This window comes from Caballeronia sp. LZ035 (genome assembly GCF_031451175.1).
Taxonomy (GTDB): Bacteria; Pseudomonadota; Gammaproteobacteria; order Burkholderiales; family Burkholderiaceae; genus Caballeronia.
In genome coordinates, this window is sequence record NZ_JARUXS010000001.1 from 1,100,425 (window position 1) to 1,114,779 (window position 14,355).

Annotated in this window: 14 protein-coding genes and 1 tRNA gene; 2 read left to right on the forward strand and 13 right to left on the reverse strand. The window is 59.8% G+C overall.

Annotated elements, in window-relative coordinates:
* The 3 genes from QCE88_RS05155 to imuA all read right to left on the reverse strand — a co-directional run.
* Positions 1-2,203: error-prone DNA polymerase (locus tag QCE88_RS05155; protein WP_309899772.1), on the reverse strand; the 2,203-nt coding region annotated here is incomplete at its 3' end.
* Between the two features lie 14 nt (positions 2,204-2,217).
* On the reverse strand, positions 2,218-3,681 hold the full coding sequence (locus tag QCE88_RS05160) for a DNA polymerase Y family protein (protein ID WP_309899774.1): 1,464 nt from the start codon (positions 3,679-3,681) through the stop codon (positions 2,218-2,220).
* Positions 3,605-4,318 (reverse strand): translesion DNA synthesis-associated protein ImuA, encoded by a 714-nt coding sequence (gene imuA / locus QCE88_RS05165; RefSeq protein WP_309899776.1) that lies wholly within the window; start codon positions 4,316-4,318, stop codon positions 3,605-3,607. Before imuA ends, QCE88_RS05160 begins: the two co-directional genes overlap by 77 nt.
* 508 nt (positions 4,319-4,826) lie before the next feature.
* On the opposite strand from imuA, the gene QCE88_RS05170 reads away from it, so the two are divergent.
* Positions 4,827-5,183, forward strand: a complete 357-nt coding sequence (locus QCE88_RS05170; protein WP_309899778.1) for a hypothetical protein — start codon at positions 4,827-4,829, stop codon at positions 5,181-5,183.
* A 38-nt stretch (positions 5,184-5,221) separates the two neighbouring features.
* On the forward strand, positions 5,222-6,181 hold the full coding sequence (locus QCE88_RS05175) for an SOS response-associated peptidase family protein (RefSeq protein ID WP_309899780.1): 960 nt from the start codon (positions 5,222-5,224) through the stop codon (positions 6,179-6,181).
* Positions 6,182-7,243: 1,062 nt separating this feature from the next.
* On the opposite strand, the gene QCE88_RS05180 is transcribed toward QCE88_RS05175, so the two are convergent.
* The 10 genes from QCE88_RS05180 to QCE88_RS05225 all read right to left on the reverse strand — a co-directional run bounded on the left by QCE88_RS05180 (position 7,244) and on the right by QCE88_RS05225 (position 14,340).
* On the reverse strand, positions 7,244-9,955 hold the full coding sequence (locus tag QCE88_RS05180; RefSeq protein ID WP_309899782.1) for a DUF927 domain-containing protein: 2,712 nt from the start codon (positions 9,953-9,955) through the stop codon (positions 7,244-7,246).
* Positions 9,952-10,287 (reverse strand): hypothetical protein, encoded by a 336-nt coding sequence (locus QCE88_RS05185; RefSeq protein WP_309899784.1) that lies wholly within the window; start codon positions 10,285-10,287, stop codon positions 9,952-9,954. The genes QCE88_RS05180 and QCE88_RS05185 overlap by 4 nt, the downstream gene beginning before the upstream one ends.
* Positions 10,284-10,508 (reverse strand): transcriptional coactivator p15/PC4 family protein, encoded by a 225-nt coding sequence (locus tag QCE88_RS05190; RefSeq protein WP_309899785.1) that lies wholly within the window; start codon positions 10,506-10,508, stop codon positions 10,284-10,286. Before QCE88_RS05190 ends, QCE88_RS05185 begins: the two co-directional genes overlap by 4 nt.
* 2 nt (positions 10,509-10,510) lie before the next feature.
* Positions 10,511-10,744, reverse strand: a complete 234-nt coding sequence (locus tag QCE88_RS05195) for a hypothetical protein (protein ID WP_309899787.1) — start codon at positions 10,742-10,744, stop codon at positions 10,511-10,513.
* On the reverse strand, positions 10,737-11,024 hold the full coding sequence (locus QCE88_RS05200; RefSeq protein WP_309899789.1) for a hypothetical protein: 288 nt from the start codon (positions 11,022-11,024) through the stop codon (positions 10,737-10,739). The genes QCE88_RS05195 and QCE88_RS05200 overlap by 8 nt, the downstream gene beginning before the upstream one ends.
* Positions 11,017-11,556, reverse strand: a complete 540-nt coding sequence (locus tag QCE88_RS05205) for a hypothetical protein (protein WP_309899791.1) — start codon at positions 11,554-11,556, stop codon at positions 11,017-11,019. The genes QCE88_RS05200 and QCE88_RS05205 overlap by 8 nt, the downstream gene beginning before the upstream one ends.
* The gene (locus tag QCE88_RS05210) at positions 11,553-11,762 is read right to left on the reverse strand and encodes a transcriptional regulator (protein ID WP_309899793.1); all 210 of its coding nucleotides are present in this window, start codon (positions 11,760-11,762) and stop codon (positions 11,553-11,555) included. Before QCE88_RS05210 ends, QCE88_RS05205 begins: the two co-directional genes overlap by 4 nt.
* 103 nt (positions 11,763-11,865) lie before the next feature.
* Positions 11,866-12,675, reverse strand: coding sequence for a hypothetical protein (locus QCE88_RS05215; protein ID WP_309899795.1), 810 nt, complete (start codon positions 12,673-12,675; stop codon positions 11,866-11,868).
* A gap of 92 nt (positions 12,676-12,767) precedes the next feature.
* Positions 12,768-14,012, reverse strand: a complete 1,245-nt coding sequence (locus QCE88_RS05220) for a phage integrase central domain-containing protein (RefSeq protein ID WP_309899797.1) — start codon at positions 14,010-14,012, stop codon at positions 12,768-12,770.
* Between the two features lie 238 nt (positions 14,013-14,250).
* A tRNA-Ser gene (locus QCE88_RS05225) sits at positions 14,251-14,340 on the reverse strand.
* Positions 14,341-14,355 lie beyond the last annotated feature (15 nt).

Below are 14,355 nucleotides of genomic sequence, written 5' to 3' on the forward strand. Positions count from 1 at the left end.
CGCCGAAGCCTTTGATCTGCTCGAAGATCGCTTCCGCGAATGCCTTGTCGTAACCACGCTGCTGCATGCCATTGACGATGCGGTCGTAGTATTTTTCCAGGCCTCCCTTGCGCTTCCACGCGGCCATTGCCCGCCGTAGTTGATCCGCCTCGCCGGGAGTAAAGCCGGCTGCCAGAATGGCAACCTGCATCACCTGCTCCTGGAAGATCGGCACACCAAGCGTGCGGCCCAGCGCAGTTTCAAGCTCCGGGCTCGGATACGAAACCGGTTCAATCTTCTGCCGCCGGCGCAGATATGGATGCACCGCACCGCCCTGGATCGGACCCGGTCGCACGATGGCCACTTCGATCACGAGATCGTAGAAGGTCCTGGGCTGCATGCGTGGCAGCATACTCATCTGCGCACGTGATTCGATCTGGAAGACTCCGACCGTATCCGCTTGTGAAATCATCTCGTAGGTCACGGGATCTTCAGGCGGAATGTCCTGCATCTCGAAGCGCTCGCCGCGTTGGTTGGAGACAATATCGAGCGTGCGCCGAATAGCCGAGAGCATGCCGAGCGCGAGCACGTCGATTTTCAGAAGGCCCAGCGCTTCAAGGTCGTCTTTGTCCCATTGAATGGCGCTGCGATCGGCCATCGCCGCGTTCTCAACCGGCACGAGGCGCGTGAGCTTGCCGCGGCTGATAACAAAGCCCCCCGAGTGCTGCGACAGGTGTCGTGGGAAGTTGAGAATCTGCGCGGCCAGTTTCGCCCACATCGTGATAACGGGGTTCTGCGGGTCAAGCCCAGACTCCTCGAAGCGGCGCAACAGGTCCTGTGAGTGATCGAACCACTGATGGCTTTTCGCGACCTTGTCGACGATCTGCGGATCAATGCCGAGCGCCTTGCCGGTTTCGCGCAACGCGCCGCGAGGCCGGTATGTGGACACCGCTGCCGCGATCGCTGCGCGATCCCGTCCGTATTTGCGATAGATGTACTGGATGACCTCTTCACGCCGCTGATGCTCGAAGTCGACATCGATATCAGGCGGCTCGCCGCGTTCCTTGCTGATAAATCGCTCGAACAACATGTTGCCGCGCGAGGGGTCGACTTCAGTCACGCCCAGGCAGTAACAGACCGCGCTGTTCGCGGCCGACCCGCGTCCCTGACACAGGATGTGCTGGCTACGTGCGAAACGTACGATGTCATAGACCGTGAGAAAGTACGCTTCATAGCGCATCTCGCCGATCAACTGTAATTCGTATTCGATCTGCTTTTGCACGTCATGCGGAATGCCCGCAGGAAAGCGTTTATGCGCGCCAATGTAGGTTTCCTGCCGCAAATACGCTTCGTGCGTAAAACCCTCCGGTACGAGCTCGTCAGGATATTCGTAGCGCAGTTCGTCCAACGAGAACGTGCAGCGCTCGCAGATGTTGAGCGTTTGAGCCACTGCATGGGCTGGATATAAGTTGCTGATCCTTAAGCGTGAGCGAAGGTGTTGCTCCGCGTTGGGCGCAAGATCGTAACCGCATTCGGCAACGGGCTTGCCGACGCGGATCGCCGTCATCGTGTCTTGCAGCGGTTTGCGGGAGCGCACATGCATGACCACATTGCCCAGCGCGACCACCGGCACCCGGTGTTGCTCCGCGACGTACTCGACGCTACCGCGGTGAATGTCATCCATCGCGCGTTGATGCAGGATCAGGCCGACCCAGCCGCGCGACGGAAACGTCTCGTTGAGCCATTCAACCTGCGCGGAGAGTGCCTCTTCCTTCGCCGGAAAATCCGGCACGAGGATCGCCAGACAATCGGGCATGCCACGCAAGTGTGCGTATTCCTTGTCGGGCTTCGACAGATCGTGCGGCGTGAGCAGGTACGTGCCTTTCGTTGCGCGCATGCGCCCGAGCGTGATCAGCTCGGACAGGTTGCCGTAGCCGTTACGGTTCTGTGCAAGCAGGATAAGGCCGAATGCCGGACGCTTGTCGGCGTGGGCGAGTCGAAAGTAGGAGCCAATGATGAGCGGCAGCTTTTCTTCCTTGGCCTGCACGTGTGCGCGCACGACGCCGGCGAGTGAACACTCGTCCGTGATCGCAAGGCCCGAATAGCCGAGTTGCGACGCACGCAGCACCAGCTCTTCGCCGTGCGATGCGCCATGCAGAAACGAGAAGTTCGTGAACGCGAAAAGCTCCGCGTAGTCAGGAAGCGTTGACGAGAAGAGATCCACGGCAACACCACCGATTATCCAAACAGCCCGTGAAGGAACCAGCGGACTTCTTCCGTCTTCACGCTCGGTCGTTCACGGTAGATCCAGTAGCAGCTTTTATCCGAGGCCTCGGCGACATAGTAGTCGCGCGACACCAGTTCACCGTCGTGCCACCCGGCCTCAATGCGCTCGCCCGTCGAGACGAGTTTGAGCGGGGACCCGTAGAACGGTCGGTGATGCTTGATCATTAGCCGCACGGGCGCGTCAAGCAGCCACGTCGGCCGTGGAAGTTCGGCCGGAGGAGGGCATGTTTTCGTTGCCGTCTGCACTGGCACCCATTGATTCGCATGTTCGGGACGATGATCCGAAGTCGGTGCGGGTCGCAGGACGTTCTCGGCCCCCAGGCGCGCGACCAACAGTTCGAGCAAGCGATTGTGATCTTGAGCCGATCCGCCGGGCTCAGGGAAAAGCGAGTCGCTCGGCGGCTCCGCCGGCTCCACTTTCGATGCTGTCAGGCGCAGGGCGATAACGGCTGCCTCAAGTTCGATACGGCCGAGCCGTTCCTTCAACAGACGAACGAGATGCTCTTCCTGCCATGTCGGCTCGGCAAGCGCAATATCGATCGTCGTCGGCTCGATCGCCTGACGGCCGCGTTCATGTTCGAGCGTGATCGTCGCTTGCGTGAGCGCGAGCTGCTGCGCGCTCAACCAACCGCACAACTGCACAATCAGCCGTCGCGCGGAAAACAGAACCGCTTCCGCATGCTCGACGCGATCCGGCAACTCGGTGCGTGCGCTGAACGAAGGCGGCAGCTCCAGCCACTCGTAGAGTTCCGGTGACAGGCCATAGGCGCGGTCAAGCGAATCCAGTAAATCCACACCGCACCTCTTTTTAAGTCCTGCCCGTGGCAGGCGGCGAACATCGTTGAGCACTTGGCAACCAAGGCCGTTGAACCATTCCCCAAAAGACCGAACTTCGGGGACCACCATGAACGGAAGCTCCCCGAGACTGCGTTCAAGCGAGGCCATTTTGAGGACCCGCCGGCGGCCGCGTTTGGCGAGAAGCCACGCGCCTTGGCCCGTAGGCGCGACGCTCATGCGGGCGGTCACGCCGACCGTGTTGACCGTCTCTCGGATCTGTCGGCAAACGTGTCGGATGCCGCCGAACAGACGCAGACTTGCGGTCACGTCCACGACAATCGTTTCTTCTTCCCGCACCGCTACCTGAGGCGAAAAACGCAGCAGCGCGAACGCGACTTCGCGTTGCACATCAAGCTCGCGCGTGGGGCTGCGGTCGTACATCAACGCATCCACCGCGAGCGTCGTGACGCCACCGCGCTTCATGCCTACCATTACCCCTGCCTCTCTTGCCACCTGATCAAGCACGATGACTTTGTCACGTTCGAGCACCACACAGCCGTGTTCAGCCCGAGGTGAGTACCTCGGCCGAAACACCTCCAGCGAGAGCCGGGGCAGGAAGATGGCGACGAACACGGCCATGAGGGCTGAGCAGAATCGGTGAAGGTTGAAGGTGGATGGAGAGTTGATCGGTGCGCGTCGGTCCTCGTCTCTTGATCACGTCGACGAAGATTCCGCCATCGGCTGGCCGAACCCCGAGCCGTAACGTTGCAGGCGATGAATCCTGGGCGGTGGCGAGCGGTCTGACCAGAATCAACAGGGTTTCCGTTGCTTGCGCCGCCAGATGCAAACGCCGCAGTGCTTCAGACCGGATATGGTGTTGCCAGACGAGCAGTGCACCGCAACTTCGGGCGTTCAGCACGCGCTCGGCGCACCACAGGGCGTCCGCTGTCTTGGGCGCGCGCAACATCATGAGCTTGTCCAGCGGTACGCCCAGATAGGCGAACGCCAGGCTGTTCGGTATATGCGGCGCCTGTAACAGGGCGACAGGCCGCTTGCTTGAGGCGACGAGTGCAGGGTTGAGCAAGCGCATCTCCCCGATGCCCGGCTGTTGCACCAGTAGTTCCACCAGCGCTCCAACCGGCCAACCACCGCCGGGCAATTCCGCCGACAGCGCGGCGTAGCCGGTATCGATGGTTTTGCCATAGGCACGCGCGAGCTGAGACCCACGCCAAAGCGCCGGGTGAATCGACTCGATGTGTATAGGCAAAGCGGCCATGATCGGTAATAGAGGGGCGCGAAACCACTGTATAAATGTACAGTGTCGAGTGTAGCGCAGAAATCGGTGCAGTGATCTGCACCTTTTTATGTAGCCGCAGAAACTTGACCCCTATGCTTGCTCCGAGACACCGACGCCCGAGGTCGCCGACCTCGTCGCCAGGCTGTGCGAGACGTCTGGCCATGTGACGATTGCCGAGGCTGTTGCCTATGCAAATGTCGGCGAGCCTTATTTGCAAGAGAATGGCTGAGGCGTCGGGACAGGGTCACCCGACGAGTTCAAACCTTGGTCGGGCTGAAGACACTGTGGGACCGCCTCTACTACGCCTGACGGAATTGATCGCACGGTGGAGCGGAGTCGCCTGCAGCGCGCCGTCGATCTAGGTCGTTGAAAGTGCGCAAGCCGACCGCACTTGCGTACAGGCGGGCAGTCGAAACGGCTGATTTCGCGAGGTGGCGAACGGAGCCGATGAAGGCGGCTAGTATGTTAAGAACACACGAGGAGCGCAATGGATCTACCCGATATTGACGAGCTGAATGGCGCGCGGGCCGACCTCTTGTGCTTTCTGGTGGCAACGCTTGCTGCCTCGCATGCGCTGACACAGGAGTGGCGGGTGGATCACGTCGTGGATAGCTGCCGCATTTGGCTTAAGCGAAACCTCGTTACGATGAGCTGGCCGGAGCGCGTGCGCATCGGACAATTGGCCCTCAACATTGCCCGCCGTGATTTGAAGAGCGCAGGGATCGCCCTTCGTCAATCCGATGTGCCAGTGCTCTTCACTGGCGACATGGGGTTAAACCATGCGAGCACGGTGGTCCAGAAGATGATGAAGCTGTGCCGCGAAGCAACCGGCACGGCAACATAGACGATCAGGCGAACAGCTGAACCTTACAGGAGGCGGCAGTGTGCTACTCGGCGCAGATCCAGGCGGACTATCGACGCTACGTGAAGATGTTTGGCGCACAGATGGATATTCGCGAGTTCGCGCGCCTGTTCTGGGAACGCGCCGAAGGCAGCAAAGCCAAGATCCCGAAAGCGATGGAGGATGCATTTCTTCATCCAGATAACGACGACGAACGCCAGATCAAGGAATTCATCGATCGTTTCAACACCGGGCAGGCGAACACGATCGAACAGGATGTTTTCAAGCAGCGCACCCGCCTCGCCGATGCCGAGCGTGCGTTACAGACCAAGGTCACGAAAGCGGCGACAGAAAGCCGCCGTATCGCCACCGATAAGATCGATTCCGCTCTTCGTCGGCTCGACGACCTGCGACGTACAACACCTAAGGATCGCGACGCCCGAATCTTTCCCGGACACTATGCGCCGGTGCTGATCATCGAAGACGGGCAGTACGTGGTGAAGCCGATGCGCTATCAATGTCGTATCGCGGGCAAGCCCGGGAACTACGATCGGCGCTTCCCCGGCACGTATAACGCTCGTCGGGATAATCTTGAAGGGTTCTGGAAGCCATGCTTTGGCCATACGCACGGCATCATGCTGGTCGACGTGTTCTATGAAAACGTCAGCAAGGCCAAGATGGAAGGCACGCTCCTGGAATCGCATGAGCAGGACGAAAATGTTGTCCTGGAATTCCGTCCGAACAACGGCCAGTTGATGCACGTCGCCTGCCTTTGGTCGCGATGGACTGCGCCTGGGGAGCCTGATTTACTCTCCTTCGCCGCGATCACAGATGAACCGCCGCCTGAGGTCGAAGCGGCCGGCCATGACCGTTGTATCGTCCCAATCAAGGCGGAAAACATCGAGGCATGGTTGAGCCCAGGCAGATCCGATCTCGAACCCATGTATGCCATTCTTGATGATCGGGATCGACCGTATTACGAGCATCGACTCGCCGCTTGAATCTTGCAAATGCGGAGTCAACTTACTCGTGGAACTGCTTCAAGATAAACGATGACACGACGGCGCATACCTACCACATCATAGATAGTGCCTCGTACGCCCGCTCCGGTATTTGCGCAAGTCGGAACGGAGCGGATATCGCACATCACAGACGGTCACTTCGGTGGCTTGAAGGTGCTGTCCGAGAGCAAATTCCTGGTTGTTCAGTCCTCTCGATTTCCCGGGCACCTTGGAGAGGACGTAGCTTGCAATGAGACCTTGTCGGCAGGTTGTTCGATTGGCAGTGACGCCAATCGTTTGACCGTGACTATGGCCGTTTCCGAATAACGAGTGGCGGCTTATATGACTGCCAGCACGCGGCAACCAGCGTCTGCTAGTGGTGCCGGCTGCGACTCGCTGTCGTGGACCCAGGTCGGCCGCGCAGTGCCGTTGGAGCGTCAACTTGCAAGACTTCCGGCTAGTTCGCCGCAAATCTTCTCCACTCTACAAACGCAGCTTTCCGCCTGGAACACCTGCACCTTGCCTGCAACACCAAACCTTATAAATCAGCGCACAGGAAAAGCATTGGAGGTTTGCAGGTGTTCCAGGTCGTGGTTCCCACACCGAAGCGTGTTGGAAGACTAGCGCTCATGGCTTACTCGAGCACTCCCCGTCGGCGACTGGACGTCAATCAACCGGTAGACCCTTCCTAGCAGTCTAACCGCGTAGGTCGTTCCGAGTTTCTTGGTCCGGACATTCAATGTGAGAGGCCTGCTCCTGAGTTGGTTGATATGGAATCAGAAAGAGACCGCTGTACATGCTGTTTTTTAGGGGTTACAGGGGTTACATGGGTTACGCATTCGCAAGTGATTGATTGTAATGGAGATTTTGCGTTACCCATTTCGTAACCCAAGCGGGCACGTAACCCATTTATGGGTTACGACTGCTTCGGTGTAACCCGTTTAGATTGCGATGGGTTACGCTTTTCTCAGAATGGGTTACGCAAAAACCCTTATGCAGCAAGGCTCCGCAGCTGCGTAACCCGTGTAACCCATGTAACCCGTGCTTTTTAATGTGTAGAGGCTATTTCCATATCTCGGCGGTGAAGACGTAGACCTTTGTTGGGCCTTTTTCGGGAATCCGCTCGGCTCGGACGGAACGACCGTCAGCGGAAGGCCGGATCCAACCTTCGACTGCAAGTGCCTTTGCAACCGAACGAGCATCGTAGCCGCTGCAGATTTCCCGCTTGAAGATCTCCGGAAACACTAAGTACTCGACACATCCCTCGCTCTTACGGCGATAGCCCGCTCGATTGATCGTTGGCCTTTCCGACGCGTCATTCAAATCCGTGAAACGGGATTCCTCGTGAGCTTCGAAGAACGCCTTGACGTGGGAAAGAATGGTCGCGTGCTCGTGATTGCCGGCGCCGCCTCGATTCTCTAGCCATGCTCGGAGACAGGTCGCTGCGGCCGCGAGTGTTTCACCGGGCTGCCATCCAGTGATTCCGCGATCCGTCGCATACTCGCCAGACAGGCCGATGAGGGCGAGCCGCTGACACACGCGATGTGCCTGGCCATTGGCGTCAGCCGGCAAGTGCTCGGCAATGAACTCCGCAGTCTCCTGGCGCAGGTACTGTTCGATCACATCCGGCTCCTTTGCTATCGCATTCAGCATTTCAATCGCAGCTACGCCGTAGCTCCGCGTGCAGCCCTCGTTGATCAACGCCGAGAGCTGCGCACCGCCGGCTTGCCCATGCAGCGTTTCAAAGAGTCCGAAGCCTTTCCCTGCATCGGCCGGAATCTCGACCAGTCGCACTTCCTGACCCGCTTTGGCCTTCTTCCCGCCGGTCTGCATATGTTGTGCAAGACCGATCTCACCAGCTGACAGGAACAGGAGCCGCCATGATTGCCTCGCCCGTGCCGAGCCGGTTCGCCCCGCGCGTGCCTTGCCGGTGCCGTTTGCCAGCATGTAGGCGATCTCGCCCGCTTCGCGCGGATCCACTTGCGCCAGCTCATCGAGCACCAGGAGCGTATCGTTATGAAGTGCGGCAAGACCTTCGAGGCCGTTCGACGTCGCGCGCCATCGCTGCATGTAGTCCGGGCCTCCGTACACGCTGCAGGAAGCACGGAGCGCCGTCGTCTTGCCCGTCGATGAGTCGCCAACGAGGTTCAGGCCGCCCGACTCTTGCCCCGAATACGCCAGCATCATCCCGGCGAACGCCGTCGACACCGCAACAAGCATTCGAGAGTTGCCTGAGCAATAAGCAGCAACGTCTCGCTTCCATTCTTCCAGCGTACCGGCCTGGGAATAGGTGCGCATCACAATCTCCGATTGGAATATCACGCGCTCGGCCGACTCGCCGATCGTTCGATCCGGGAACACGAAAGCGCCGTTGTGCCAGCCGGTGCGCGTAACGCACCGCCCGCGTGCTTTCGGCTTGGCCGTCGTTACGTATTCGGTCAGCTTGTTGCGTGCGCGGAAACTCGGCGAGATGTCCAACCCCAACCGCGCGAGCTCGCCGCGCATGTCCGCACCGTCCGAACGCAACATCTCCATGGGCATTGCCCAGACGTGAGGGTGATCGTCAGCGTCCTTCCACTCCAGCAGGCGGCCCCAGTTCTCCGAGGCACGATCACGCACGAGCGCACGGACGTGTAGCGGCGAGCAGATCCAATGCGGCATCCCGTCGTCGTCGGTATAGAACACGCCGTCCTTGCTTATGGAGAAGCCCCGCGGCACGCAACCCTTATCAGCTTGATCAGCACTGTCAGGTGCCGCGGCCTTTTCAATCTGTGCCGCGACTGCGCCTGCTCCAAAGCGTGTGTGCATGTCGTTGAAATCCGTTTCATCATCACCGCGCTTGTCTCCGAATTCAGGCGTGGCGACGGTGCCCGCGACGGACCGCGCCGCTTCGACCGCCTTTTGTTGCCCGGTCCCGAGGTCGGCGAGTACCGTGATTTCGGCGTCGGGACAGGCAGCCCGCATCGCCAGGGCAACCTTCGTGAGGTTGCCCGCCGAGAGCGCGGCCACCGTGGCGTGGCCGGTGCAAGAATGAGCCGACAGCGCGGTGGCAACGCCCTCGGCGATCAGGATGTGCGTGCAATCTTGCGGCACCGCGCAGACGAACCAACAGCCGCCGGCTTTCTCGCCGCGCGCCAAAGCGGCCTTGCGGCCTGACTCGTCGATCATCTCGACAGTGGTGACGGCGCCTTTGATCATCACCGGCGCGATCAGGATTCGACCTTCGAGCGACGCCCCGCCGGACTGCGGGCGGTAACCAATCAGCATCTGGAGCTTTTCGACTTCGAGCTCACGAAGGGCGTCTACCGCCGCAACGCCCTTGCGTAACAGGTAGGGATGGTCATCCGACGCCCGTTTCGACTTTTGGATAATCGCGAGCGCGAGCGTCGCCGCGTGTTTGCGGTCCTTCGCTCGTTTTTGTTCCTCCTTTTGTACGCGAGCATCGCGCTCAGCCCGGCGGCGTTCGACTTCCACCGGATCAACGACGATTGCCGCCTTCGCGTGCGGGTTGTAGCCGTACCTCTTTGCGATCGCAAATAAGGTGGCGATGGTGATGCCGCCGTCAGGATGGATCGAACGCCACGTGTCGCGAACGTCTGCTGCGACGTAGTTCGGGCTGCCCTGACTCCAATTGTCGAACGTCTCAAAGCCCGCGTCGCCTTGCTCATGCTTCAAAGAGGCAGCGATGCGAAACCACACATCGCGCTCCACGTCCGGCGGGATGAACGAAAGCGCTTCGAGGATCCGCTGGTGATTGTCGAAGACGGTGCTCATTGCTGACCTCCCGCAATCACACCTGCCCGCGCAACTACGCGAGCGAAAGCGACGTTGTCTCCGATCGCCGCCGTCGCTTGCCCCGCGAGAGCGCGCATGCGCGGCGAAGGTTCACGCTTGGACATCATGGTTTCAAGCAGATCGGCACGGCGGAATCCCTTCTCGGCGGCCGCAGCAAACACCACGTCGAGCACGCGGCGCGCGAACTGGCGCACGTCGTCATCGGCTTTCTTTGCATGGAACACGAGGAAGCCGCACATCAGCAAGCATTCGGTAGGGCTCGCGTATTCACCTTCAGCGATCGGAATGCCCAGCTTGTAGTTTTCGTTCATCTTGCCTCCTGCGACGCCAGCGTCAGGCCTTGAATGACCTGTGGCAATAGCTCAGGCCGCACCATCAGACCCTTTTGCGTTGGTACGAAGTCACCTGCGGCGTTCACCACCAAGAGCCGGACATCGACGTACCGGCGACCTTTGAATGAGCGATGAGAGACGCGAATCCGCTGCGTCGGGCTCTTCTGGATGTCGATCACGACTTGTTCTTGACTGTTCATGATCAGACACCCCCAAATGAGGAGTACTGAGTTCGATCTTCGTGCGAAATCGGTTCTTCGACCTTGATCTCTGAGAGCTCGTTTGCGAGTTCGCGGGAGAGGCTCGTCAGCAGGCCCACGACACCGAAAACCGGCACCGCACTGTCCTCTTGGTCTTCAGGAAGTGCCGAGAAGAGCGTCTGAAGCACATCGTGGATCTGCCAGGCTCTTGCGGAGAATTCGTAAATGTCATGCATGCTTCACCTCCTGAGCATCAACCGGACGGATCGATTCAGCTAGTCCGACGCTGTGCTCTCGATAGGTTGCGCCTTCCTCCTCATAGGCGGCTGCATTCGACTCACTCATGCGAGCGCCGAGCGCGGCGAGCTGTTGCACGAGCGTGGGATTCTCAGCGAGCGCGCCAAGAGCGTTGAATACAGCCGAGATGTCATTGAACGACTGAGACGCGCAGGCGAATTCGATCGACGCGGATCCAATCAGCGACGCGAGCTCTTTGAGGTCGATGTCCTTAGCCATGCGTCACCTCCGCACGGGCGATCTCAGCGAGGTGTAGAAGTGCTTCGGCGCAGCAGTCGAGCGCGTCGTTCGCGCTGGGCGCAAGCGCTGCGTCGCGCAGAGCGCGATTGATAATCTGAAGTTGCAGTGGGGATTGTGTTTGCGCAGGACGAGCGAGAGTAGTGCCATGCATGGCTTTGCTCCTAGCAGAGACGATGGACCCGCTTTTGAGACGGGTGGGCAGGAGCTCAAAACCGTTGCTAGACGGCGGGCATATTCCCCTTGCGGGTCTTTTATTAGCCGCACTCCCGCCCATTGGAGCAAAACCAATAGACGAAATAATAGCCGCATGTCTGACGGGGCGGCTAACCGCTAGCAAAGGTGTTTTGAGCACCGTGGGTGAAGGATAGACGACCGATTCCGCCTTCGTCAAGCCAGTCGAACTTTCGTACGGGTCTGATGGTGAACAGGTGCTTCGCGCTCTAAGATCGAATCTCTTCTCGCGAATGACCTTGTGGCTGGCCTTCGGGTCAGCCTTTTTTTTATCTGTCATGCGGGCTCTCCGAGGAGGACCGCACGCAGTTCGCCAACGTTCCACAATGCGTGGCCGCCGATGTTGCGGGGTTTCGGGAGGTCGCCGCGCTTGGAACGGTTCCATACGGCAGAGACGCTGCAGGAGCAGAGGGCAGCAACGGTTTGAACCCTGACGCCTGCCGCGGCGGGCAGGCTGTCGAAGTTCCGGATTTCAACGTTGATCATCGAATCGACTCGAAAGGGTGCGGGATTGCACGAGACGAATTTATTTCGATGGTCTGATGGGTTTTGCCAACTGGCAAAGCTAAATGCCAGCTGGCAAATTGGCCTATTTCCGGAGTAGATTTATTCCCTCAGTCACGTTGGCGCGGATACTCGATCGCCCGAGTCCGCTGGAATTGACGTCAGGGATTTCGGCGATGAGATCTACGACGGCTTCTGCGATCTGGCTGGCGTTCGGCTTTTCCCCTCTTCGGTAGAGCGCCGCCTTCTCGGCGAGCAGCGTGGCCATCGCGCCCACTTGCTTGAGCAGCGTTTCCCGCTCTCGCTTGCCGGTTTCTTCCGCCGCCTGATGGCCGCGCGGGGGAACGGACTCTCCGTTCAATAGTATGCGAAGGTCCGTGCTGGCGACGCGGAACACGTTGGGATCGGGAAATTCGACATCAACAATGAAGTCTTTCACGACGCTGGAACCGGAGGCACGGCCAGGCATTCGGCGCAGCACTTGGAGAAGTGATTCTCCGTCTGCGTCTCGGAGGAGCACTCCGTCCGAGAAAATTATCTGGCCTGCTCGGTCTCCGTCGAAGACCTCCTGGCGCTCCCGGCGGGCGCCGACGGCAATCTCATACATTCCCTCCAGCAACCGAACCTGGTCTGATTGCCAGAACCACTGCTCCCGTCGCTTTGCGTCAACAGAACGCCCGCCAACCGGCGAGGGGGAGAGCAGTCCGAAACAGTGACAACCGCGCGCTATTGGAACCGCATAACGTCCCGTCGCATCCCACCAGATTGGAATTTCACCCGCACCGATTTGCTCGAGAACGTCTGAATCTGTGATGTGCTCGTTGAACGCAGTTTCGAGGAGCGCGGCTGCTTGGCTGACAGAAAACCATCGCTTGAAAGATCCAAGCTTCTGCATTTGCTTGCCCTGTAGCGAAGCCCTAATTAAGAGCCGTGCCAGCCGGGTAGGGCATCCGGTTTTCGCCCCGTCGGGCTAGGCACGGCAGACCTTCATGCCTGCTTGTCCATTGAGGTGGCAGTCCCTTCATCGATGACCTTTCCACAGAACGCGGCCCAGTCTTCCATCAGCCGTCGGCGCTTCTCCAGCACGTCGGAGCGCCAGTAGGCCGCCTCGGTCGCGTCGCCCTTGATGTGCGCCAGCGCCACCTCGGCCAGCTCGCGCGGGTAGTTCGTGTACTCGCTCGCCCAGTCCCGGAACGTCGAGCGGAAGCCGTGCGGCGTCGCCTTCAGCCCCTGCCGGCGCATGATGGCCAGCAATGACATATCGGACAGTGCGCGGTTTGCCCGCGGGCTCGGGAAAACGAGGTGGACATCGTCTTGGCGTTCGATCGCCTTCAGCAGCCGCACGGTCGCCGCTGGTAGCGGCACGCGATGCTCCTTTTGCGCCTTCATCTTCTCGGCGGGCACGGACCAGATCCCCTTTTCAAGGTCGATCTCGCGCCAGTCAGCCGCGCGCGCCTCGCCGGATCGCGCCGCCGTCAGTATCGAAAACTCCAGGCAGCGCGCGCTGACGCCTTCGATCGCACGCAGCGATTTCATGAATGCGCCCATCTGCGCGATCGGCAGGGCGGGGTGATTGCGCACGCGCTTGGTTTTCTTCGGCGCGCTCAGAAGCTTGTCGAGGTTGCCGCGCCATGCGGCCGGGTTCACGCCTTCGTCACGGAAACCCTTGACGCGGGCATAGTCGAGAATCGCTTCGATGCGGCCGCGAAGCCGGCTCGCCGTCTCAGTCTTAGACTGCCAAATGGGTTCGAGGATCTCTAGCACGTGAGAGCGCGTCACATGGCGGACTTGCATTTTGCCTATGATCGGGTGAGCGTACTCGCCGAGGGTATATGTCCACTGCGCGCCGTGCTTGGAGTTGCGCCATTCGACTTCCTTCGCAGCAATGTACCGATTTGCGATCGCCTCGAAGGTCATCTCCAGCGCTTGGCTCGCGCGCAGTTGACTCGCCGCTTCCTTCCGCTGCATCACAGGGTCGATACCGCGCTTGATGTCTTCTCGGAGGGCGAGGGCCTTCTCCCGCGCTTCGGCGACGCCCATCCCCTTTTGGGAGTACGCCTCGATGCCTATCTCGCGACGCTTGCCGGCGACGACCACGCGAAGCACCCAGTAGCCTGCCCCAGTGTCAGAAACGTCGAGGTACAAGCCAGTGACGCCGCCCACTGCGTAGCGGCCCGGTTTTTTCAGTCTGCTGACCGCCAGCGGTCCAAGTTCCTTCGCTTTTTTCGGCATTCGCGCTCGTCGAGGTTCCGACAGGCGGTGAGTGCATGAGAGCGCGCGAGCAATCTACCCACCAACCCCTCCGCCATCAGCCCTCCACCATCCCATCCACCATAAAATTTACGATTAAACGCAACGAAACGCAACGAGTCGAGATTCGTTGAGGAGGAGGTGCAGGGCGGAAAGGCTTGTCAGGCGGGCGTTTCAGCGATTAATTGCGATGAAACGAGACGAGAGAAAACAAGCGGGGTGGCGGAGGCGGTGAGATTCGAACTCACGGAAGGATCGCTCCTTCGCCGGTTTTCAAGACCGGTGCCTTAAACCGCTCGGCCACACCTCCAGCAAGGCGCGTATT